Source organism: Psychrobacillus sp. FSL K6-2836 (assembly GCF_038003085.1).
Classification (GTDB): Bacteria; Bacillota; Bacilli; order Bacillales_A; family Planococcaceae; genus Psychrobacillus.
Genome location: NZ_JBBOOM010000001.1, coordinates 569,151 through 592,840 on the forward strand (window position 1 = coordinate 569,151; position 23,690 = coordinate 592,840).

Here is a 23,690-nt window from a genome sequence, read left to right on the forward strand (position 1 = left end):
CTATCCGAGCATATTTAAGAGCTATAATCTGTCTATTAAGGACTAGCATTGATTTTATGGGCTATCTTCTGCTTGTCATGGGATATTTTTTAATATTTATGGGCTTTCGTTCGTATAAAAATAGCCCATGAACATTAACGGTTCATGAGCTCAGTTATATCACATAAAGTCTTGAATTAAAGCGTTGAATTCCTGTTCACTCATCTTCAAATTTTGATCGACAAGTGGGGTTGGCGCGTAACCAGGAACTTGCTCTTGGTAGGATGGTGCGTTTTTATCTTGATAAATGATACCTGTTACAAGTCCTTTATTTTCCATTACTACTTTCATAGCTTCTTCTCTGCTTGTAGAGTCATATTCTTCAACATTAGAAAGCTTTGTTAAATGTTCTTTAAACCAATCATACGTGTTTACTTTGTTGTATGTTACACATGGGCTAAATACATTGATAAACGAGAAGCCTTTATGATTGATCCCTGCTTCGATAATAGCAGTTAGTTCTTTAATATCGGAAGAAAATCCTTGCGCTACAAATGTTGCTCCAGATGTAAGGGCAAGTTCTAATGGTTGAACGGATGGTTCAATAGCTCCACCAGGAGTTGACTTCGTTTTAAAGCCTTCTGCTGATCGTGGGGACGTTTGACCTTTAGTTAATCCGTAGATTTGGTTGTCCATCACAACATATGTTATATCAATATTACGACGAATAGAATGAATTGTATGACCCATCCCTATTGCAAATCCATCACCATCACCGCCAGAAGCGATAACGTGTAAATCTTTGTTTGCCATTTTCAATCCTTGAGCTATTGGAAGTGCACGACCATGAATGCCATGAAAACCATACGAATGAATGTATCCGGAAATTCGCCCAGAACAGCCGATACCAGAAATTACAGCTAAATCATGTGGTTGAATGCCAACATTTGCTGCAGCACGTTGAATTGCTGCCTGCACCGAGAAGTCACCACAACCTGGACACCAGTTAGGTTTTACGTTATTACGAAAATCTTTAAATGTTACCATCTGTTAGCAACTCCTTTACTTGTTTTGCAAGCTGTAATGGTAAAAATGGTGTGCCATCATATTTCGTAACACTGACCAATTTATCATGACCGCCAACATTCATTTTAATGATACTTGCTAATTGTCCTGTTGCATTATTTTCGACTACTACGACTTTTTTCGCTTTCGCAACTAGTGATTGTATTTCCTCCACTGGGAATGGATGAATTAAACGAATATGTGCATGATTTACTTTAACATCACTTTCAATAAGTGTTTGCTGTAATTCTTCTAGCACACCTCTAGTAGAGTTGAAGCCAACGAATAGTATATCTGCTTCTTCGTATGGTGCATTTACATATACTGGCTCATTAAAGTTAATATGCTTAAGCTTTCCTAAACGTTTATCCATTTGAGCTTTACGATTTGTAGACGCTTCAGATGGTTTACCCGTTTCATCATGCTCAACTCCAGTTACATGATGAATAGCATGCTCTGTACCCGGTAGAACGCGTGGTGATACGCCATCTTCCGTTACTTCAAAACGCTTGAAGTACGATTTATCTTCAGCTACAGGAATTTCATCACTTTCTACTAATTTACCACGACGGATTTCAACCTTTGAATAATCAAAAGGCTCCACTGTTTGTTTACCAAGTGACAATTGTAAATCTGATAAAATAATTACAGGAAGCTGCAATTCCTCTGCAATGTTAAATGCTTGAATCGTATCGTAGAATGCTTCTTCTCCAGTACTTGGAGCAATTACTACTTTAGGAATTTCTCCATGCGTTCCATAGATCATTTGCATAAGATCCGATTGTTCCTGTTTTGTTGGTAAACCTGTCGAAGGGCCTCCACGTTGTGTATCAACTATTACAAGTGGTTGTTCGGTCATGCCTGAAAGACCAATTGCTTCCATCATAAGTGATAGCCCTGGACCTGCAGAGGCAGTGAAAGCACGTACACCACCATAGTTAGAACCAATTGCCATTGTAGCAGCGGCAATTTCATCCTCTGTTTGAATAACAGCTCCACCAAATAGTGGTAGCTTTTTAATCATATACTCCATAATTTCCGATGCAGGAGTGATTGGATACGCTGCCATAAAGCGAACACCTGCTGCTAATGCACCAAATGCAATTGCATCATTGCCAATCATGAACATACGGTGTTTTCCATCTGCAGGAGCAATTTCCCATTCTCCAATACGATCTCCCAGCTGTTCAGCCATAGTATCGAAGCCTTGTTGAATAGCTTGCATATTTTTTTCTACTACTTCTTGTCCTTTTTTCCCAAAAATTTCATCTACAACACCTTGGAATACAGCTTTATCCAAATTAAGTAATGCGGCACTTGCCCCAATTGCTACCATATTTTTCATAAGAGATGTTCCAAGCTCTGCAGCTATCTCTGTGAAAGGAACAATATACATTGGTGCCTTACAATCTTCGAGTTCTACTGGGGAGAATTTTGCGTCTGCCAAAATAATACTTTTTTCAGTTAACTCTTTGTAATTGACATCGATTGTTTCTTGATCAAATGCTACTAAAATATCTAAATCATCTGGTATTGTACGAACTTGCGTCGGACGTACACAGATTTTATTGTTTGTATGGCCACCTTTAATTCGAGAAGAGAAATGACGGTATCCGTATAGATAATATCCTAGGCGGTTCATCGCCATAGAGAATATTTCTCCTGTACTTTCAATACCCTCTCCTTGCTGCCCTCCTACTTTCCAAGAAAGCTGTTGCAACATATAAACATCTCCTTACTATTCGATTAAATGCTAATTTCCTTCATAAGTTTATCATGAAGTAGCGTTTATCACTATGTATTCCCCGTATTTTTATAGAAATTCAGACCTTTGACGGAAACGTATCGTCACAAATTATTCTTAAAAATTATAAAAACTATAAATATCCTTCTTATCTAAAAAGAGAGGTCACTACTATAAAAGTAGCGACCCCCCGTCTATTTTGCCTTTTTTTCAACAAGTAACTTTAGAGCTGTTCGATCTTCACCAGATATGATAATATCGGTGAAAGCTGGAGAACAAGTTAAATCTGTTCCACTTGGGGCTACGAATCCTCTGGCAATTGCTATCGCTTTGATAGCCTGATTTAATGCTCCTGCTCCTACTGCTTGCATTTCTGCATACCCTTGTTCTCTAATTACTGCAACTAATGCCCCAGCAACTGAATTTGGGTTTGAACGGGAAGATACTTTTAAAGAATCCACTATCATTTCTCCTTTTGTCGCTATATTATGAACTTGCTTCTGGTCCATAATCTAACTTATGCGCAGGAGTAATCTTTTAGACTTTTTAGCCTTTAAACGGGTAATCCTCGTTTATATAAATTCGTTCTTGGTGTATTGCTTTCCCAGTGGAATTGTCTACTTCCACGAAGAAACCGCTAAGTACAGTACGTCCAGTCTTAGGTACTTCAAAACGAGTGGGCATATTCGTTTGAAAACGGTAGAGTACATCTTCTTTTTTCATGCCTAGGACACCATCGTATGGACCTGTCATACCAACGTCTGTTATATAAGCAGTTCCACCTGGTAATATGCGAGAATCTGCTGTTTGAACATGTGTATGTGTTCCTACGACAACAGAAGCATTTCCATCTAAATGCCAACCAAATGCGATCTTTTCACTTGTAGCTTCTGCATGAAAGTCTACAAAGACTATAGGTGATAGTTTTTTGGCTTCTTCAACCATTTTCGTAGCCATTTTAAATGGATCATCATGGGGTGGTAAAAATGTGCGGCCATGCATATTGATCACTGAAATGGTATGACCACCTTTAGAGATGGAAGTCATCCCTTTACCAGGAGCGTCCTCTGAAAAGTTCGCAGGACGGATTAAATAGTCCGTGTCATCAATAAAATCCATAATTTCTTTTTGATCCCAAGTATGGTTGCCCATTGTTACTACGTCGACTCCCATATGGAGCAATGACTGAAAAATACTTTTCGTAATCCCACGACCTGCAGCTGCATTCTCTCCATTAGCAATAACTACGTCCACATCATATTTTCTTTTTAGTCTTGGTAAATAATCTTCTAACGTATCGCGGCCGATAGATCCAACGATATCACCTATAAATAATATTTTCATTCCTACTTCATTCCTTTCACGAAAAAAAGGCTTCATTTCGAAGCCTTTTTGTTTATACTAACTTATGAAACAGCAGAACACCATCACTGTATGTTATTTAGCATATTCTACAGCTCTAGTTTCTCTAATAACAGTAACTTTTATATGACCTGGATAATCTAATTCTTCTTCAATTCGTTTACGGATATCTCTTGCCAAACGATGAGCAGTTAGGTCATCAATTTGATCTGGACGAACCATAATACGAATTTCTCGTCCTGCTTGAATAGCAAAAGATTTTTCTACGCCTTCATAGGACTCAGAAATTTCCTCAAGTTTTTCCAAACGACGAATGTAGTTTTCTAATGTTTCACTTCTCGCCCCTGGTCTTGCTGCAGATAATGCATCGGCAGCTGCCACTAATACGGCAATAACAGAAGTAGCTTCTGTATCCCCGTGATGGGAAGCAATACTATTAATAACTACTGGATGTTCTTTGTATTTTGTTGCTAGCTCGACACCAATTTCTACATGGCTACCTTCCACTTCATGGTCAATTGCTTTCCCAATGTCATGTAATAACCCTGCACGTCTTGCAAGTGTTACATCTTCACCAAGTTCCGCCGCTAATAGACCAGCTAAATAAGCAACTTCTGTTGAGTGTTTTAACACATTTTGACCATAGCTTGTACGATAACGGAGTCTACCTAGAATTTTCATAAGATCTGGATGTAAATTATGAACCCCAATATCGAATGTAGTTTGTTCACCAATTTCGCGAATTTGCTCATCTACTTCTCTTCTAGACTTTTCTACCATTTCTTCGATTCGTGCAGGATGAATCCGTCCATCCTGTACCAGTTTTTCAAGTGCTAAACGGGCAGTTTCTCTTCGAATTGGATCAAAGCCTGAAAGAATTACAGCTTCTGGCGTATCATCGATGATTAAATCAATACCAGTTAACGTTTCAAGTGTACGAATGTTTCGTCCTTCACGCCCAATAATGCGACCTTTCATCTCATCATTTGGTAAGTTGACTACAGAAACAGTTGTTTCAGCAACATGGTCTGCTGCAAAACGTTGTAACGCAAGGGAAAGAATCTCACGAGATTTTTTATCGGATTCTTCTTTAGCTCTAGTCTCCGATTCCTTTGTCATCACAGCAATATCCGTAGCAAGTTCATTTTCTACTTCTTGAAGAATAATTGTTTTCGCTTCTTCTCGAGTTAAAGTAGAAATTCTTTCTAGTTCAGTTTGTTGCTTTTTAACTAGTTCATCCACTTTGCTTTCTTTCTGTTCGATATGCTGTTGTCTTTCAGTTAGAGCATCTTCTTTACGCTCAAGACCTACTTCTCTCTTGTTTAGAGCATCATCTTTACGATCAAGATTCTCTTCTCTTTGTAATAACCGATTTTCCTGTTTTTGCAGTTCGCCTCGGCGTTCACGGATGTCAGATTCTGCTTCATTTCGTAATTTGTGAGTTTCATCTTTGGCTTCTAAAAGTGCTTCTTTCTTCAACGCTTCCGCTTCTCGCTTTGCTTCATCTATGATGATTGCTGAAGATTGTTTTGCACCAGTCACTTTTGAATCGTTCACGTTTTTCAGATAAATATAACCAACAACGGCACCGACAATCAGACCAAGCAAAGCGGAGATGATAATTTCTGTCATTCGAACACCCCCTATTGCTATACTTTTTAGTTTCAGTCGGCACGTATATACTAAAACATATACGTAATGCCTATAATCATTTAATAATAAAGAAATTATACAATTTTAATTGTATAGATGTAGAAATACTCTGTCAAGGAAGGGAAGTATAATATATGAAAAGTAGGACAAAATAAACATCTGTATATGGGTGTTTTCAATTAAACGAATAAAAATCAAGGTTTTTATTTGAAATTTATACCTAGGTTTGAGTAGGTCCATTTTTAGAAAAGTACAAGCTTCCTTTAAGGTCAAAACCTATTTCTATCGTTTTTGAAGTGCTTTGGGCAAACTTGTCGATATATCATTAATGCTTGATTTTTTTAGAGAGACTGATCGTGACTGGCATCACGATCAGTCTCTCTATTCTCGGTAATTTTATGGAGTTTATCTGTCCGTCGCCCTACTAAAACTTTCGGAATAGTTTTAGTACATTCTTGTGTAATGAGAGAAAAAATACTTTCTAATTTATAGAGTAAGCTTACGAAGATACAATTTCGTTCGCTATCTCGCTTCTTTTTTGGGTGAACGCTTATTATTTCTCCGTAGTCCACTATCAATTTAAGTGGCCGCCATTGAACAACGAATACAGGATATTATTATTACTACATTTACTTAAAAGAGTTCTATTGTCTTAGCGATGCGATGGGTGGTGCTAAATCTTCTAGTTGGGCACTACTATCTTCATTCATTGTAGTAAAAGGTGGCGACTCCGGTTAGACAGATGAACCATCATGTTAGTAGGAAAATACATACTTTCAAAAAAAAGTCTCTCAAATAATTGAGAGACTTTTTGGATTTTATTTTTCATCTAATAATAATTCAAATTCTTCGTCTTCTTCCTCTTCGATCTCATGACCGCCGATCGTTAAGGCACTTGCTGCCATTCCAAGTGATTCACGGATTTTCCCTGTAATTTCTGCTTTAATAGAAGGATTTTCTTTTAAGTATTGTTTTGCATTTTCTCTACCTTGACCTATGCGCTCTTCATTGTACGCATACCAAGAACCACTTTTTTGAATAATGTCAAACTCTGATCCTATGTCAACTACTTCTCCTTCTTGAGAAATCCCTTCACCATACATAATATCTACTTCTGCCGTTTTAAATGGTGGAGCTACTTTGTTCTTTACAACTTTAATCTTCGTTTTGTTCCCCATAATATCGGTGCCTTGTTTGATCGCTTCTGCACGTCTTACTTCTAAACGGACAGAACTATAGAATTTAAGCGCACGACCACCTGTTGTAGTTTCCGGATTTCCGAACATTACTCCAATTTTTTCACGAACTTGGTTGATGAAAATGGCGATTGTGTTTGACTTACTAATAACACCTGAAAGTTTACGTAATGCTTGAGACATTAGTCGAGCTTGAAGACCCATATGTGAATCTCCCATCTCTCCTTCAATTTCAGCTTTAGGTACTAAAGCTGCTACCGAGTCAATTACTAAAATTTCAATTGCTCCACTACGTACAAGTGCTTCCGCTATTTCAAGCGCTTGCTCCCCTGTATCTGGTTGAGATAAAAGTAATTCATCAATATTTACACCAAGTTTTTGCGCATAAACTGGATCTAATGCATGCTCAGCATCGATAAATGCTGCTTGACCACCAGTTTTTTGTATTTCTGCAATGGCGTGTAGAGCAACGGTTGTTTTACCTGAACTCTCTGGACCATATATTTCAATAATACGTCCTCTTGGATATCCGCCTATCCCTAGTGCAGCATCCAATGCTAAAGAACCACTAGAAGAAGTTGAAATTTCAAGATTTGTTTTTTCTCCTAATTTCATAACAGAACCTTTACCAAATTGTTTCTCTATTTGTTTTAACGCCATATCTAATGCTGCTTTGCGATCGTTATTAGCCAATTATATTTCCTCCTCAAAAGAAATGATGATGTTTTTTATTTCTATTCTTACTATACTCGGTCTTTGAGAAATTTACAAGAAAAAAGCGAACGTTCATTCGTTTATTTTTTGCGTCTTTTTTATTTTGAGAGTGAAAAACGACTCAAAATTAAATTTTGGGCCGTTTTTTTGAATCAAAATTAAATTCCTGCAATTTTTTGTTCTCGTAGTAAACGTATCAAATAATGGATCGTAAACTTCACTGCTCTAATTCTATTCGTGTTTCGTAAACCTGATAGATTAAGTTTATATGTTACAGACTTGGTATCACCTATTGCAATACCAATCCAAATTGTACCTGCAGGTTGGCCCCCATGACCATCTGGACCAGCTGCTCCAGTAATACCTACTCCTATATCGGTCTGAAATATTTCTTTTACTCGAAGCGCCATTTGCTCTGCACATTGACTAGAAACTACGCTATACTTCTCGATAATATCAGCATTAACACCTAATTGCTTAATCTTCACATCTTCTGTATAGGTAATCATCCCACCTACCAAAGCTTCTCCCATTCCCGGTACTGCAGCAAGCTCCGATTGAAATAGTCCTGCCGTCATGCTCTCTGCTGCTGAAATAGTGAGGTCATTTTCAATAAGAATTTCTCTCAGCTTTGATGGTAAAGAGTCATTATTATAGCCATAAACAAATTTGCCAACACGGTTGAGGATTTCAGCTTGTAATGTTTCAATTTTTTTCCAAGCTTCCTCTTCCGAATTACTTTTTGCCGTTAATCGTAGTGTAACCTCACCATCAGAGGCAAGTGGCGCAAGCGTTGGATTCGTTTGGTTGTCTAGCAGATCCTGAACTTCTGTTTCCAATTCCGCTTCTCCTATCCCATAGAACCGGATAACATGGGACATAATAACATTTTCATCCAAAAGGAGCTTAGGTAACAATGGCTTCGCTTCGAATTGGAACATAGGCTCCATCTCTTTTGGAGGTCCGGGAAGTAGTATATATGAATGACTTTCAGTAGAAAGTAACATTCCCGGCGCCATTCCATGTTTATTCTCAAGGACGGTGCACCCTTCTAAAACAAGTGCTTGTTTTTTGTTGTTTTCCGTCATTTTACGATTCATGCGCTTAAAGAAATCTTCAATATATATGATTGCATGATTATCTAGCACTAAGTTCATACCTAGATGCTTGGCTATAGTTTCCTTTGTTAAATCATCTTTAGTAGGACCTAATCCGCCTGTGAAAATAATTAGGTCTGCTCGTTTTTCTGCTATTTGAATCGATTCTAACAGCCTATCCGCATTATCTCCGACTACAGTATGATAATATACGTCCAGACCAATCTCTGCTAGTTGAGTGGATATAAAACGGGCATTTGTATTAGAAATCTGTCCTAGTAATAACTCTGAGCCCACTGCAATAATTTCTGCTTTCATGAAGCACTTCCTTCCTACTTAGAATCTAGTAACACCTTACGATTCAAATAAAAATAATCCCATCCAGACCAAACTGTAAAGAATAGACATACATATAGCATGATCATATCAAAAGGAATATGGAACATTTCAAAGAATATATTACCCAATAAAAGAGAACAAACCGCAACTATTTGTGTCCACATTTTAATTTTCCCTAATTGATTGGCAGCCACTACTTCTCCTTCATTCGCTAATATCAAACGAAGACCAGTCACTGCAAACTCGCGGCTAATAATTAATATAACTACCCAAGCTGGCGCCATTCCAAACTGAACTAAAATGATTAAAGCGGCAGAAACTAATAATTTGTCTGCTAGAGGGTCAAGAAATTTCCCCATATTCGTAACCAAGTTATATTTTCTAGCGTAATACCCATCGATAAAGTCAGTAATCGATGCAATTATGAAAATAATTGCTCCTACCAAATGTCCAACTGGAATAGTTGCCCCTAGTATTGTAATGTCTCCCCAATTGAAGTCAACTAGCATAAAAAACATAAAAATAGGGATTAAAAATATACGAAACAAAGATATTTGGTTTGGTATATTCATTTTCATGATAAAAACTCCTTTCAATATCAAATAAAATAGCCATCATTAAGATGACTATTTGTTGAACTGTATTACTACATTTTGAGTAACTTCCGTGCTTTTAAACTCTACCACTTCGTCATTTATTGTAACAGTATTCCCAGGCGCATGTCCAAGACGTATACGGATTTTAGAAAATGCATTTGCATCAAATTCGAAGGTTTCTCCAGCCTTCACTGATTGATCCACAAGAATTTTGTCATTTTCATCCCTAATATTCAACCATGTAGTATTTTCTGCGACCAATTTTACTAAATAGCTTTCCGCATTGGCTAAAGTATAATTTGAAGTTACACCTTGCAAATCGATGAAACTTAGCTGTTGAGTAGGCTTTGGTTCTTCTTCTACCTCTTCCATAGCTTCTTCCTCAACTGGCTCTTCTACATCATCAGGTTTTACATTTTCATTGTCCTCAAACGTCGGTTTTTGCTCTTGTAGTAACTCGTCGTTTGTAACAGCTTCTTCTGAATCATCCGGTCTATTTTGAAATAAAAACCAAGACATTACGATAATTGCAATTACAAATACCACTACCATAACCATTGGGAAAATCTCCATCAACTTACTAGTTGATCGTCCGCCCAAAGCTCTTCTAGACGGAGTTGTGGGAATACTCTTTGTAACTTCCTCATTGGATGGAGAGGGAATATCTGATTTATATGTTTCTAATAATTCGTCTCCGTTTAATCCAACAGCCTCTGCATACTGTTTAATAAATGCACGAACATAAAATGCACCTGGCATAGTTGCATAGTTACCTTCTTCAATACCTGCCAAGTATCGTTTTTGAATTTTTGTTATTTCTTGCAAATCCTCAATACTATAACCCTTTGCTGTTCTCGCTTCTTTTAAGCGAGCCCCAAGTTCAGTCAACTAAAACACCTGCCCGTTAAAAATTGAATCCACCAAATCCGCCAAAGCCTGTCATTCCTTTGTCAGACATTCCGTGGTTTTTTTCCATCATTTCATATGTGATTTGTTCGTCAGGAGTGTGACGAAGCTCGATAATATAGTCAAAATCATCAATAGAATACTCAGAATGTTGGATGAACATATCAGGATGTTCCACAACCTTGATAGTCGGCATCCGCATCATTTCTCTTACTAACTGAAGATGCTTTTCATCATTAGATTTTCTCGTTACAATACCATCTAATATAAAAATATTACGATCGCTAAACTCGTCTCCTGCCAATTGACTTCTAATTGTTTGCTTGATCATTGTAGAAGACAGGAATATCCACTTTTTGTTTGCACATACACTTGCTGCCACCACCGATTCCGTCTTGCCTACTCGGGGCATTCCTCTAATTCCAATAAGTTTATGACCTTCTTGTTTAAAAATTTCTGCCATAAAATCTACTAGAAGACCAAGTTCATTACGAACAAATCTAAATGTTTTTTTATCGTCTGCGTCACGTTGAATATATCTACCATGACGAACTGCAAGACGATCTCTAAGCTTAGGTTCCCTAAATTTAGTCAATTGAATCGTTTCCATAGTGGAAGCAATATGTTCAAAACGTTCAATGTTTTCTTTTTTCTCTGCTTTAATAAGCATACCCCGTCTGCCTTCATCTACACCATTGATCGTTACAATATTAACTCGAAGCATACCAAGTAAAGAAGAAATGTCACCTAAAAGTCCTGGACGATTAACTTGAATTTCATATTCAAAAAACCATTCACTAGCCATGTTATATCTTTCCCTTCTCTATAGATGACGTTTCACTTCATGATTAGTTCTATCATATATGATTTTGTAGTCGAATAAAAGAAAAAAAGAAAAGAGACTGTAATACTCTCTTTTCTTTTTCTATTGGATTTGACTATTAGCGACATGAAGTCGGATATCAAATATACCATCCACCGTTAACCCGAATAATTTGACCTGTTATATAATTCGCCTTATCACTCGTTAAAAATTCGACGGCATTCGCTATATCTTGAGTGGATCCCAAAATACCAACAGGAATTTCTGCAAGGATTAGCTGTCGATCTTCTTCTTCAATATGAGCGTTCATTTTTGTATCGACAAACCCTGGGGCAACCACATTTACTCTTGTTCGCTGTAAGGCAACCTCTTTCGCATAGGCCTTTACAAAGGCATGCTGGGCTCCTTTAGCAGCAGAGTAGGCCACTTCAAAAGAAGCACCTGTATCTCCCCATATACTTCCTACAAATATAACTGAACTACTAGCTTGTTTACGAAGCTTACTATTTAGTTTTCCCAATAAAGCCATAGGATGCTCCACATGCACTTGAAACAATAGACGGATATCATCTAAGCTAGTGTCCTCTAAAGCTTTGTATAGACTATGCCCTTGGGCAAATACGATTGCTTGAAGTGTAAAGACTGAATCGACTATTGTTTCTATACAATTCGGGTTACTCATATCCGCTTGAACAACGATAAACTCTTGTTCAGGATAGGACTCGTTAAATTCTGTTAACAACTTTTCTACGCTTTCTTTGTTATTAGCATAGTGCAGGTACATGGACCAACCGGCTTCTGCGAGATTACGACATATCGCCTGACCAATTTCACCAGATGCACCTAGCACCAATGCAAATTTTTTACTCATTATTTTTCTCTAAAGGTAAAATTGTAAATACTGTATGAGCATTTTCGTCTATTAACGATTGGAATGCCGCTCTCACCTGATCCATTGTTAGTATCTCCAAGGCAGGAACTACATCAAATAAATTCATGTCATTGAAAGAGTAACGTGTAAATTGATTTGCAATATATTCTATGGAATTTAATGCTCGTAAGAAAAAGCCAATTTTTTTACGGACAATACGTTGTAAATCCTCATCTTCTACATTCCAATTAGAGGCGTGTTTCTGAATAGTTTCTTTTATTTTCTTGGTCAGTTCAGTTGGGTTGACAGAATCTGAACCAATCATTGTAAAACCATAGCCCTGCTCCATCGAAAAATCTGCGGAATAAGATTCATCAATCCATCCGTTTTCGTATATTTCTTGATAAAATGCAGAACTTCTGCCAAATATCATTTCAATTGCAACTTGCATCGCTAGTTCGTAGTTTAACATTTCGTCACCAGAAATATCGGTATTACTTGCTTTAATACCAAATAATACTTTCGGTTTTTGAACATCCATTTGAAGAGTACGTTCTTTTATATCCACTGCCTTTTGTTCCTCAGGGTAGAAACGTTTAATCTCTTGAGGTTCCTCAAATGTCTTCTCAGCTTGATCTGCTTTGATGAAGTCCATCATCTCTTTAGGATCAACTGCTCCCACTACGAATAAAACCATATTTGATGGATGATAGAACGTGTTATAGCACTCATATAAATGATCGGCAGTAATATGGCTAATCGTTTCAATCGTTCCAGCAATATCAATCTTTACAGGGTGTTCTTTATACATATTTTCGATTGTTCCAAAGTATAAACGCCAATCTGGTTGGTCATCATACATCGTAATTTCTTGACCTATTATCCCTTTTTCCTTCTCTACTGTTTGTTCCGTAAAATAGGGCTGTTGAACGAAATCCAATAACGTTTTCGTATTATCTAATACATGATTAGTCGAAGAAAATAAGTACGCAGTTCTAGTAAAAGAAGTAAATGCATTGGCAGATGCCCCTTTCTCACTGAACTTCTGAAAAACATCTCCTTCTTCTTTTTCAAACATTTTATGCTCTAGAAAATGAGCAATTCCATCAGGAACAATAACGGGTTCTTCCTTACCTAAAGGTATAAACTCACGGTCGATCGAGCCATATTTTGTAGTAAAAGTAACAAACGTCTTCGAAAACCCTTTTTTAGGCAAGATATAGACATCTAAACCATTTGGAAGTGTTTCATTGTATAATGTTTCTTCTAATTGTTCAAAATACGTTTTATTCATTTGCTGCACCTTCCTTACCTGAAAGGAAATAAACAAATTCCTTTTCAATAGTTAATGCCATTTGTTGTATTTGTTCTTTCGTTACATGCTTCCACTTTTCTAGCCAGTCTTCTACGGTAAAGGATGCATTCAATTCTTTATACTGGTCGTATATTTCAATTTGAGCACGTGCTGAATCTAAAGCCTCTTTCAGCTGATTGGTAAGCATGGATTTCGTTTGGTTTAATTCTAAGTCAGAAATATCGCCGGCTTGCAATGCTTTTAGTTGTTCATCGATTAATGCAACTGCTTTTTCCTGTAAATTTGAATCTATTCCTGCAAGCACGAAGATTAATCCGTAAAGCGAAGAGTAGCTACTCGATGCATAATAAGCCATACTTTCTTTTTCCCGTACGTTCATGAATATTTTAGAATGTGAAAATCCACCTAAAATACCATTTGTCAGCTGCATAACTGGAAATTCTTCTGAGAAAAAAGTGATGGGTGTTTGATAGGCAATATGGAGTTTACCTTGTTTCATATCTTGTATTTCATGAAGAAATTTTTTGTTAGATGTTTCGTTTGGTACATCTTCTGCTTTATCAATCTTATCTGTACGATCAGCAAAGGAAAAATGACTCTGCATTTTTTCTTTCATCTCCTGCACATCTACATCCCCTACAATATAAATCGATAAATCATTTTTTGTTAGTAAATCTTGATGCATTTCGATTAGTTGATCATTTGTAATTGCTTTAACAGCTTCCACTGTACCATTAGATGTAATAGAAGCTGGACTATTTGGGCGAATATTTTCTAACAAACGTTGTTGTGCATATCTTGTTTTGTCATCATACATAGATTGAATACGTTCAATAACTTGTTCTTTTTCTCGTTTTACTATTGACTCATCAAATTTGCCATTCACTAAATTTGGTTTAAAAATAACCGTATGTAATAAAGAAAATACTTCATCGACAATTTTTTCATTTGATAAGTATGCGTCGTTTACAGTTTCCGCATTCAATGAAAAAATATGGTGACTTCCTTTTTTAGTCGTATCAAAGTATAGAACAGTTCCGTACAAATCATCTAAACGCTTTCTAAAAGCTGCATTTGTTGGATAAGCCTCATTGCTGAATTGTAATATATTTGCTAATACTGCTCGAGTAGAAGCTTTTTCTACTGTTAAAGGCTGTTTCCATTTAAACGAGATATTAATCGTTTTGAATTGTTCTGTAGGTCTCACAAAAAGCTTAACGCCACTTGCAAGTTCAAATTGTTGAAACATAAGTAATCCCCCTTTTTCTTTCTAGTGTATCTCAGATAGTGATTCACTATACATGTTCTAATTATATCAGTACATATAAAAAGGGACCAATTAATTGGTCCCACTTCCATTTTCTATTCAATTTAAGTCAATCAACAAGATCTACTCTATAAAAATTGAATAAACAATTGTGATATCACGTAAACACTCTTATTTTATATGAAATAAATAATTATGAAATTGACTCAACTACAAAACTTTAAATTATCGTTTCCCTTTGATATAAGGTATTCCGCTCGCTTTTGGTGCGTGTGCTTTCCCTATAAATCCGGCTACTGCCAATATAGTTAAAGCATAAGGTAAGATGTGCAAGAAATATGTTGGAACTTCTTTCACATATGGAATCTGTCCACCAACAATACTTAATGCTTGAGCAAATCCAAAGAACAACGCTGCTCCTAATGCTCCGAGTGGATGCCATTTACCAAAAATCATTGCAGCAAGAGCCATGAATCCTTGACCATTTATAGTAGTATGACTAAATTCACCAGAAATCGATTGAGAGTATACTGCTCCACCTAGCCCTGCAAGTGCACCAGACAAAATAACTGCAATATAACGCATTTTAGTCACATTTACACCCATTGTATCTGCTGCCATCGGATGTTCCCCAACAGCACGTAAACGCAATCCAAAAGGAGTTTTATAAATAACAAACCATGCCATCACAGCGATACCTATCGCTAAAATAGAAGTGCCGTATACATCTTTAAAAAGCATTGGTCCAATTACTGGAATATCACTTAATAAAGGTATATCAAAACGGATAAATCGCTCTTGAATATAATCTGTTTGTCCTTTATCATAAATCATTTTCACTGAGAAAAGAGCAATTGCAACCCCTAACATATTGATCGCAACCCCTGAAATTGTTTGGTCCGCACGGAAAGAAATCGATGCAACAGCATGCATAACAGAGAATAACCCTGAAACAACCATTGCTGCGATAAGCGCAACCCACGGAGTCATTGCTCCGAACGTATCTACAAACATTAAGTTAAATAGAATACCGATGAAAGCACCCATAACCATTAAACCTTCTAATCCGATGTTAATAACACCAGAACGCTCGGAGAAAACTCCACCGATTGCCGTGAATATTAGTGGAGCTGCATAGAAAATAGCTGCAGGGGTAATGAAATATAAAACATCTAAGAAGCTCATATTATTTCGCCTCCTTTTTCTTGTTCGCTTTTTCAAGGAAATAGCGAATAACGTAACCAGATGCTACGAAGAATATGATTATAGCTATTACAATAGAAACGATTTCTACTGGAATACCAGCTTCGTTTGGCATATTGAGAGCTCCATATTTTAATGATCCAAATAGTACTGCACCGAAAATTACGCCCAGAGGTGAATTTGCTCCTAATAAGGCAACTGCGATTCCATCAAAACCAATACCAGTGAATCCACCTTTAACATTTGCGTATTGGAATGTTCCTAACGCTTCCATTGCACCTGCTAGTCCAGCAAATGCTCCAGAAATAACCATAGAAAGAATTATATTTTTGTTTACATTCATACCTGCATACTCAGATGCATGCTTGTTAAAACCAACCGCTTTTAGCTCATAGCCAGTGGTCGTTTTTTCTAATATAAACCACATTATTAATACCATTGCAAGTGCTATGAAAATACCATAATGCAAACGTGAGTAATCTGTAATACTTTCGAAAAATGCAGATTTCAATGAAGCCGTTGCATTAATCGTACCTGTATTGTCCCCACCATCCGATACAACTCTTATCAATGCATTTGTTGTATGTAAAGCAATATAGTTCATCATAATTGTTACAATTACTTCATGGACCTGTAATTTTGCCTTTAAAAGACCTGGAATGAAAGCCCATAATGCTCCAGCTAAAGCTGCTGCGATAATAGCAAATGGTAAATGAATATACATAGGTAGATCAAATGCAATCCCTACATAAGCTGCAGCAAACCATCCTACTAATAATTGTCCTTCAACCCCGATGTTAAATAATCCCGTACGGAAAGCAAATGCTACGGATAAGCCTGCAAGTAAATATGGAGTGATTTGACGAATAGTCTCTCCAATCGCATAAGTATCTCCAAAGATCCCATTCCAAAGTGCTACATACCCTTGTACCGGATCATATCCACTTACTAGCATGACGATGGCTCCTACGAGCAATCCTAAAATAACAGAAATTACAGGGACAAGTATATTGACTACTCTATTCGACATGAGTTGTTTCCCCCTGTTTACCTATGTTTGAATTCTTTTTTTGACCTGCCATCAATAACCCAAGCTCTTGTTCAGAGGTTTCTTTAGGTAATAACGTATCTACAATTTGTCCATCGTAAATAACTGCAATACGGTCAGATACATTCATAACTTCATCTAATTCAAAAGAAAGCAGAAGTACCGCTTTTCCATTGTCTCGTTGTTCAATAAGACGTTGGTGAATAAATTCAATAGCTCCTACATCAAGTCCACGTGTTGGTAATGCCGCAATCAGCAATTCTGGATCACGTATAACTTCTCGTCCAATAATTGCTTTTTGTTGGTTTCCTCCAGAAAGTGCACGAGCAGGTGTGTGCTCCCCTTGGGTACGCACATCAAAATCGTTAATAATTTTTTGCGCTAGCTTAGAAACTTTAGAATAATTCATAATTCCATTTTTCGAGATAGGATCTTGATAATATGTTTGTAATGCAATATTATGACCGATAGAAAAGTCTAGAACTAAACCATGCTTATGACGATCCTGTGGTATATGTCCTACACCAGACTCTGTAATTTTACGCGGTTTTTTATTGGTCATGTTTGCTCCATTTATCGTTACAGAACCAGATTTAGATTTTCGTAGGCCAGTGATTGCCTCAATTAACTCGCTTTGACCATTTCCATCAATTCCAGCAATCCCTAAAATTTCACCTTTACGGACCGTTAAGTTTAGTCCTTTAACTTTATCGATTCCCCGGTAATCTGCTACGACTAGATCTTTTATAACAAGTGTATCATCGGTAGGGTTCGCTTCACTCTTCACTGTTTTGAATTCTACTTGTCTACCAACCATTAATGATGCTAATTCATTTGGATTTGTTTCTGCGGTAACTACAGTACCAATTCCTTCACCTTTACGGATAACAGTTACTCGGTCAGATACATCCATAATTTCTTTTAACTTATGCGTGATCAAGATAATTGATTTACCCTCTTGTATTAAGCGCTTCATAATTTGTATAAGTTCACTAATCTCTTGAGGAGTAAGCGAAGCAGTCGGCTCATCAAAAATTAGTATATCAGCACCGCGATAAAGCGTTTTCAATATTTCAACTCGCTGCTGCATCCCAACAGAAATATCTTCAATCTTTGCATTAGGATCTACATCTAACCCATACATTTCTGAAAGCTTTTGAATTTTTTTTGCCGCATCTTTAATATTGACGATACCTGCTTTTGTTAACTCATTACCTAATATTATATTTTCTGTTACTGTAAAGTTCTCAACGAGCATGAAATGCTGATGGACCATTCCAATACCTAAATCATTTGCAACATTCGGGTCTGTAACTTTAACAGTTTTCCCTTTTACTTTTATCTCGCCGGCTTCTGGTTGATATAACCCGAACAAAACGTTCATAAGCGTGGATTTACCAGCACCATTTTCCCCTAAAAGAGCATGTATTTCTCCCTTTTTCAACTGAAGGGTAATGTTATCATTTGCAACAAACGATCCAAACTCTTTCCGTATGCCAAGCATCTCTATTACATAATCCAATGAATTCACTCCCCACTATAATACTAGTACTAAATTAATACAGGAAAGACTTTAAGAAAAGCGCAAGCGCCTATGTTAGCCCCGACATTCTGAAACGACTCGAGGGGCTAGGCGCTGGAGCTAGACAAATACTAAATAAAAAGCCTATACTTCTTCACTTCTGAATAGTTAAAATCTTTCGTCTATTAATTTAAAATATCATAAAGACCGAGAAAAATCGGTCTTTATGATGTTAGATAATAATATTATTCTACTGTTTCGGGAACAACGATTTCTCCACTAACAATTTTGTCTGAGTACTCTTGAATTTGATCTAAAATTTCTTGTGGAATTGCTCCGCGAGAATCAGCAAGCTGTACTCCCTCTTCTGCTAAACCATAAGTAGTAGTTTTTCCGCCAGGGAAGTTTCCAGCCATAGCTTCTTTAGCAATGCTTTGAACTGCAACGTCAACACGTTTTTGCATAGATGTAAGCGTTACGTTTGTATCGCCAACAGCACCTTCTTCGTATTGGTCAGAGTCAACTCCGATTACCCATACGTTTGCATTAGCATCTTTTGTTTTACGTTCTTTTGCTTCTGCGAATACACCGTTACCAGTACCACCAGCAGCGTGGAAAATAATATCTACGCCTGAAGAATACATACGGTTAGCAGTTGTTTTACCAAGTGCAGCATCATCAAATTTACCAGTGTATTGTACATCTACTTTAATTGATGGATCTACAGCTTTAACACCTTCTAAAAATCCAGCTTCAAAACGTTCAATTACTGGAATTTCAATTCCACCAACGAAACCGATTTGTTTGGATTCAGACATTAGAGCAGCAGCAACACCCGCAAGGAAAGATCCTTCTTGTTCTTTGAACATTACAGAAGCAACGTTTGGTTTATCCACGATAGCATCGATAATAGCAAGTTGTGCTTCTGGTTGTTGGTCAGCAATAGTACCAATTGGTTTTTCCATTAGGAAACCAATACCATAAACTACATCAAAGTCACGACGTATTAAGTTATTTAGATTTGTGATATAGTCAGCGTCACCTGTAGATTGAAGGTAGTCATATCCACCAGTGCCTTTTTCAAGACCATTTTCTTGACCGAAAGCTTCAATACCTTCCCAAGCTAGTTGGTTGAATGATTTGTCATCAACTCCACCAACGTCAGTTACCATTGCTAAAGAAAAATCTACTGCTTCCGTACCTTCAGAACCTGTTCCCTCTGAATCTTTTGGTTTAGTTGTTTCTTCATCTTTAGATCCACATGCTCCTAGAATTGTTCCAGCAGCTAGTACTAGTGACAGTCCTAATCCAAATTTACGTTTTGTCAATTTGAAAACCCCCATTTTCTTTTTTTCTTATTAGCAGGAATTAGTACATTTTACACCCTTTTCCGAACAACGTGAAAGCTAAATTTATCAGCTCGAAAATAGTTTTTCGAGTACAAAACCACACGATCATTTTCATCGTAATGGAGTTGTTTTAAAACAAGCAAGGAAGTTTCTGGCTCACAATTCAAAGTTGGTGATGCGATCTCGTGATAACCCGTAGGATCAATAAACGTCACCGCATAAGAAATACGTATTTCCCCAGACTCTTCTAATGCAGTAAAAATAGAGCCTTCTTCTCTAATGAGAAAATCATTAGGTAAATAATTTTTCGGAACCTTATCGACACAATATACAACTGGTTCGCCATTCGCAGTACGGACACGCTCCATCGTAACGATCGATTGGTCATCCCCACATTGAAATCTTAAAATATCATCCTCAGATGGAATCGCTTGCATGGAACTCAAGTAGATTGTTCCTGGCTCCATTCCAGCTTTACGAATCATAGAAGAAACACTGGACAGCTGTTCAATACCAGACGTAAAAATGGGCTTAGAATTTACAAATGTACCCACACCATGTCTTCTGACTATTATATTTTCTTCTTCCAATAAGCGAAGCGCCTCTCTTAAAGTTGCACGACTCACTCCTAGCGACTTGGCTAATTCAAATTCAGAAGGAAGCTTTTCCTTTTCTTTAAATATGCCCTTATCGATGTCTTGTTTAAGACGATCAATCACTTGTAAATATAAATGACGATGGTCTACTTTTATTGTCATCTAAAACACCACCATTTTGAGGAGATCAGACCTCTGATGTAAAACTTTCCTACTAATCAGTCATACTATACCATTTTTAAAACGTGAAATAAATACTTTTATTTATATTAGGTTAAAAGTCGTTGCAAAAAACATATGAATTTGTAATGATTTTGTCATACTTTTATAAAAAAGTGTTACACTATTTAACCTTTTGGCCTAAATTATATCATCATCTACCGGATGTTTGGAGACCAAAACCTGTCTTGGCTTACTTCCTTCATAAGGTCCGACAACTCCACTAAGTTCTAGCTGATCAATGATTCGTGCTGCTCTAGAATAGCCAATTCTAAATCGTCTTTGAAGTAAAGATACAGAAGCGGTTTGCATTTCTGTTACTAACTGAACAACATCATCATATAATTCATCTCTATCTATCTGTTCTGCAGATTCTTCCACTTCATCCGGAATCATTTCATCCTGATAATTTGCCTTTTGTTGTTCAATAACAAAATCTACAATTCTTTCAACTTCTGCATCTGATAAAAATGCCCCCTGCACTCGGACTGGTTTCGAGCTACCTGCTGGAAGAAATAACATATCCCCTCTACCAAGTAATTTTTCTGCTCCTCCCATATCTAAAATTGTTCTAGAGTCGATTGCTGAAGATACTGCAAATGCAATTCTAGAAGGAATATTAGCTTTAATAATCCCTGTTATTACGTCTACGCTTGGTCTTTGTGTAGCAATAATCAAATGAATACCAGCAGCACGAGCCATCTGGGCTAAACGAGTAATAGAATCCTCTACATCATTTGAAGCCACCATCATCAAGTCAGCTAACTCATCGACTATTACGACAATAAATGGTAATTTTGGATGTTTTTCTTCATTCTCTTCATTCCATCTATCAATATGCTCATTATAGCCTTCCATATTACGTGTGCCCGTATGAGAAAACAATTCATATCTTCTTTCCATTTCAGATACGATTTTCTTCAAAGCCTGTGATGCTTTTCTTGGGTCAGTTACTACTGGTGCAAGTAAATGTGGAATACCATTATACATATTAAGCTCTACCATTTTTGGATCGATCATCATCATTTTTACTTCATGAGGTTTTGCACGCATCATTATACTTGTAATTATCCCATTAATACATACACTCTTCCCACTACCAGTGGAACCAGCTACTAGTAAATGTGGCATTTTATTTAATTGGGCAAGAACAGCTTGTCCCGTAACATCTCGCCCAAAACCTATTAGTAGCTTCAGATTTGGTTTATCATTTTCTTCAGATTCTAGAACTTCTCGTAAGCTTACAATGGCTACTTCCCTATTCGGTACTTCAATACCTATCGCAGATTTACCAGGAATAGGTGCCTCGATCCGAATATCTCTCGCAGCTAACGCTAGGGCAAGGTCGTCGTGTAGACTAACAATTCTGCTAACCTTCACACCAACATCAGGTAGAACTTCATATTTTGTTACTGCTGGTCCTAAGTGAACTTGCGTAACCTTTGCTTTTACTCCGAAACTTAAAAATGTTTGTTCTAGCTTTTTAGCATTTGCTTGAATAGCATTTAGTTCTCCACTTTGGTCACTATGAGCAGGTGCATCTAATAAGTTAATAGAAGGTAATTGATAATCTTCGTTTTCAACTGTTCCACTTTCCATATTAATCTCTAATGGTTCAACAGGCTCAGAAGGCTCTTCTACGACTTCTTTTCTAGCTATTCGTTCAGTGAATGCAGATATAATAGGTGACGAGGATTGCTCTACTTCTTCTGTCTCTATAGGAACTGCCTCTATTACTGTAACCGCTTCTTCCTGAGCAGCTTGTTTTTTGTTTCGACGGGACTGACCCCTAGATGGAGTGGGTGTTGGTGTCGGTGTTGGTTTTACTTTCTTTTTCTTCGGTCTATTTAGAAAGCTTTCTTTTAGTTTCGGAAATGACTCTACTAAGTACGGAACTAGTGCTTTTCCAGTCAGTAATACGATCCCTATAAATAACATAAGCCAGCCAGCTACTTTTGCTCCAGCCGAATCAAAGAGAACATGGAATGTCGCAAAGAATATTGCGCCTATCATTCCACCACCTAACGAACTATTTCTATCGACGATACCTCCACTTTCAACTAGAACACGATAGCTTTCTCTTAAAACGGAATTTGTTACTAATGCTTTTCCTTCAAATAATTGTTGAAATAAAGCGATGTGACTAAACAATAGTAAACTGCCCAGTATAAATGCACAGCCTAATAGTAGTCGATGATTCCATGCCGGAACTGATTGTTTGATCATGATTATAAGTGCATAAACGATGAGCATAAACGGAACAGCAATATGCCAATTCCCAAATAGGAAATAACTTATATAAGCCAAAAATTCTCCTACAAGCCCATATTCAAAAAACGAAATGATAGATAATCCAATAATTAGAAGACCAATAATTTCATAAAGGAGCGGATGCATTGTTTTTTTTGCTGGCTTTTTTGTTGGTCTTTTTTTCTTCCTTGCCAAAGTGTCACCTACTTTCTAAATTGTTATTAATATCACTTTTTAAAACTGGACAAATAGGCGCCCGGTCCTTTTAAGAAGTGGGACTTAGTAACACTATTGATTTACGCTCCAGGCGGACGCTTTTCGTGGGCGTTGCCTCAGCCTACTCGCTTCGCTGCGGGGTCTTCGCCTACGCTGTTCACTGGAGTCGCCACCCTGTGCTCCAATCAATAAAATTCTCTTTATGAAACTGATAATTGAATACAAATATCACTTAAATATTCATGCATTACTTAGAAATAAGCAATGATAAGGATGTTTCTTTCCTACATTAACTTTGGCTAGTCTTATCATTTAAGCGATATTCCATGCTAAATCTTACAATGAAGTACTACACCCTAT

Annotated in this window: 19 protein-coding genes; all 19 read right to left on the minus strand. The window is 37.1% G+C overall.

Annotation, left to right across the window (positions count from 1 at the left end; all coding sequences use genetic code 11):
- Positions 1-159 precede the first annotated feature (159 nt).
- The 19 genes from MKY37_RS02845 to MKY37_RS02935 all read right to left on the minus strand — a co-directional run bounded on the left by MKY37_RS02845 (position 160) and on the right by MKY37_RS02935 (position 23,261).
- Positions 160-1,026: a 2-oxoacid:ferredoxin oxidoreductase subunit beta gene (locus MKY37_RS02845; protein ID WP_340773552.1), complete on the minus strand. Its 867-nt coding sequence runs from the start codon at positions 1,024-1,026 to the stop codon at positions 160-162.
- Positions 1,013-2,767 carry a 2-oxoacid:acceptor oxidoreductase subunit alpha gene (locus MKY37_RS02850; RefSeq protein WP_340773553.1) on the minus strand — a complete coding sequence of 585 codons (1,755 nt, stop codon included), beginning with the start codon at positions 2,765-2,767 and terminating at the stop codon, positions 1,013-1,015. The genes MKY37_RS02845 and MKY37_RS02850 overlap by 14 nt, the downstream gene beginning before the upstream one ends.
- A 215-nt stretch (positions 2,768-2,982) precedes the next feature.
- Positions 2,983-3,249: a stage V sporulation protein S gene (locus MKY37_RS02855; RefSeq protein WP_340773555.1), complete on the minus strand. Its 267-nt coding sequence runs from the start codon at positions 3,247-3,249 to the stop codon at positions 2,983-2,985.
- Between the two features lie 85 nt (positions 3,250-3,334).
- Entirely contained in the window at positions 3,335-4,132 is a 798-nt protein-coding gene (locus MKY37_RS02860; protein ID WP_340773557.1) for a TIGR00282 family metallophosphoesterase, read from the minus strand.
- Between the two features lie 93 nt (positions 4,133-4,225).
- The gene (gene rny / locus MKY37_RS02865) at positions 4,226-5,782 is read right to left on the minus strand and encodes a ribonuclease Y (protein ID WP_340773560.1); all 1,557 of its coding nucleotides are present in this window, start codon (positions 5,780-5,782) and stop codon (positions 4,226-4,228) included.
- A gap of 839 nt (positions 5,783-6,621) precedes the next feature.
- Complete coding sequence (recA, locus tag MKY37_RS02870) at positions 6,622-7,692, minus strand: recombinase RecA (RefSeq protein ID WP_340773562.1); 1,071 nt, start codon at positions 7,690-7,692, stop codon at positions 6,622-6,624.
- Between the two features lie 179 nt (positions 7,693-7,871).
- Complete coding sequence (locus tag MKY37_RS02875) at positions 7,872-9,128, minus strand: competence/damage-inducible protein A (RefSeq protein WP_340773565.1); 1,257 nt, start codon at positions 9,126-9,128, stop codon at positions 7,872-7,874.
- 14 nt (positions 9,129-9,142) lie between these two features.
- The gene (gene pgsA / locus MKY37_RS02880) at positions 9,143-9,721 is read right to left on the minus strand and encodes a CDP-diacylglycerol--glycerol-3-phosphate 3-phosphatidyltransferase (protein WP_340779827.1); all 579 of its coding nucleotides are present in this window, start codon (positions 9,719-9,721) and stop codon (positions 9,143-9,145) included.
- Between the two features lie 54 nt (positions 9,722-9,775).
- Complete coding sequence (locus MKY37_RS02885; RefSeq protein ID WP_340773568.1) at positions 9,776-10,633, minus strand: helix-turn-helix domain-containing protein; 858 nt, start codon at positions 10,631-10,633, stop codon at positions 9,776-9,778.
- 16 nt (positions 10,634-10,649) lie between these two features.
- Entirely contained in the window at positions 10,650-11,456 is an 807-nt protein-coding gene (locus tag MKY37_RS02890) for a DUF3388 domain-containing protein (RefSeq protein ID WP_340773569.1), read from the minus strand.
- A 157-nt stretch (positions 11,457-11,613) separates the two neighbouring features.
- Positions 11,614-12,345 (minus strand): elongation factor P 5-aminopentanone reductase, encoded by a 732-nt coding sequence (ymfI, locus tag MKY37_RS02895; protein ID WP_340773570.1) that lies wholly within the window; start codon positions 12,343-12,345, stop codon positions 11,614-11,616.
- Entirely contained in the window at positions 12,338-13,639 is a 1,302-nt protein-coding gene (gene yfmH / locus MKY37_RS02900) for an EF-P 5-aminopentanol modification-associated protein YfmH (protein ID WP_340773571.1), read from the minus strand. Before yfmH ends, ymfI begins: the two co-directional genes overlap by 8 nt.
- Complete coding sequence (gene yfmF, locus MKY37_RS02905; protein ID WP_340773573.1) at positions 13,632-14,909, minus strand: EF-P 5-aminopentanol modification-associated protein YfmF; 1,278 nt, start codon at positions 14,907-14,909, stop codon at positions 13,632-13,634. The genes yfmH and yfmF overlap by 8 nt, the downstream gene beginning before the upstream one ends.
- Positions 14,910-15,152: 243 nt before the next feature.
- On the minus strand, positions 15,153-16,112 hold the full coding sequence (locus tag MKY37_RS02910; RefSeq protein ID WP_340773575.1) for an ABC transporter permease: 960 nt from the start codon (positions 16,110-16,112) through the stop codon (positions 15,153-15,155).
- Position 16,113: 1 nt separating this feature from the next.
- Complete coding sequence (locus MKY37_RS02915; protein ID WP_340773577.1) at positions 16,114-17,160, minus strand: ABC transporter permease; 1,047 nt, start codon at positions 17,158-17,160, stop codon at positions 16,114-16,116.
- Complete coding sequence (locus tag MKY37_RS02920) at positions 17,150-18,700, minus strand: ABC transporter ATP-binding protein (protein WP_340773579.1); 1,551 nt, start codon at positions 18,698-18,700, stop codon at positions 17,150-17,152. The genes MKY37_RS02915 and MKY37_RS02920 overlap by 11 nt, the downstream gene beginning before the upstream one ends.
- Positions 18,701-18,945: 245 nt before the next feature.
- Positions 18,946-20,028, minus strand: a complete 1,083-nt coding sequence (locus MKY37_RS02925) for a BMP family lipoprotein (protein ID WP_340773580.1) — start codon at positions 20,026-20,028, stop codon at positions 18,946-18,948.
- Between the two features lie 50 nt (positions 20,029-20,078).
- Positions 20,079-20,807, minus strand: coding sequence for a GntR family transcriptional regulator (locus MKY37_RS02930; protein ID WP_340773583.1), 729 nt, complete (start codon positions 20,805-20,807; stop codon positions 20,079-20,081).
- A 198-nt stretch (positions 20,808-21,005) separates the two neighbouring features.
- Positions 21,006-23,261, minus strand: a complete 2,256-nt coding sequence (locus tag MKY37_RS02935; RefSeq protein ID WP_340779828.1) for an FtsK/SpoIIIE family DNA translocase — start codon at positions 23,259-23,261, stop codon at positions 21,006-21,008.
- Positions 23,262-23,690: the final 429 nt, after the last annotated feature.

What these genes read in the sequence shown, in the direction of transcription:
- MKY37_RS02845 (WP_340773552.1), bottom strand. Translation starts at nt 1,026, where the DNA reads ATGGTAACATTTAAAGATTTTCGTAATAACGTAAAACCTAACTGGTGT.
- MKY37_RS02850 (WP_340773553.1), bottom strand. Translation starts at nt 2,767, where the DNA reads ATGTTGCAACAGCTTTCTTGGAAAGTAGGAGGGCAGCAAGGAGAGGGT.
- MKY37_RS02860 (WP_340773557.1), bottom strand. Translation starts at nt 4,132, where the DNA reads ATGAAAATATTATTTATAGGTGATATCGTTGGATCTATCGGCCGCGAT.
- rny (WP_340773560.1), bottom strand. Translation starts at nt 5,782, where the DNA reads ATGACAGAAATTATCATCTCCGCTTTGCTTGGTCTGATTGTCGGTGCC.
- MKY37_RS02875 (WP_340773565.1), bottom strand. Translation starts at nt 9,128, where the DNA reads ATGAAAGCAGAAATTATTGCAGTGGGCTCAGAGTTATTACTAGGACAG.
- pgsA (WP_340779827.1), bottom strand. Translation starts at nt 9,721, where the DNA reads ATGAATATACCAAACCAAATATCTTTGTTTCGTATATTTTTAATCCCT.
- MKY37_RS02890 (WP_340773569.1), bottom strand. Translation starts at nt 11,456, where the DNA reads ATGGCTAGTGAATGGTTTTTTGAATATGAAATTCAAGTTAATCGTCCA.
- ymfI (WP_340773570.1), bottom strand. Translation starts at nt 12,345, where the DNA reads ATGAGTAAAAAATTTGCATTGGTGCTAGGTGCATCTGGTGAAATTGGT.
- yfmH (WP_340773571.1), bottom strand. Translation starts at nt 13,639, where the DNA reads ATGAATAAAACGTATTTTGAACAATTAGAAGAAACATTATACAATGAA.
- yfmF (WP_340773573.1), bottom strand. Translation starts at nt 14,909, where the DNA reads ATGTTTCAACAATTTGAACTTGCAAGTGGCGTTAAGCTTTTTGTGAGA.
- MKY37_RS02910 (WP_340773575.1), bottom strand. Translation starts at nt 16,112, where the DNA reads ATGAGCTTCTTAGATGTTTTATATTTCATTACCCCTGCAGCTATTTTC.
- MKY37_RS02915 (WP_340773577.1), bottom strand. Translation starts at nt 17,160, where the DNA reads ATGTCGAATAGAGTAGTCAATATACTTGTCCCTGTAATTTCTGTTATT.
- MKY37_RS02930 (WP_340773583.1), bottom strand. Translation starts at nt 20,807, where the DNA reads ATGACAATAAAAGTAGACCATCGTCATTTATATTTACAAGTGATTGAT.
- MKY37_RS02935 (WP_340779828.1), bottom strand. Translation starts at nt 23,261, where the DNA reads ATGCATCCGCTCCTTTATGAAATTATTGGTCTTCTAATTATTGGATTA.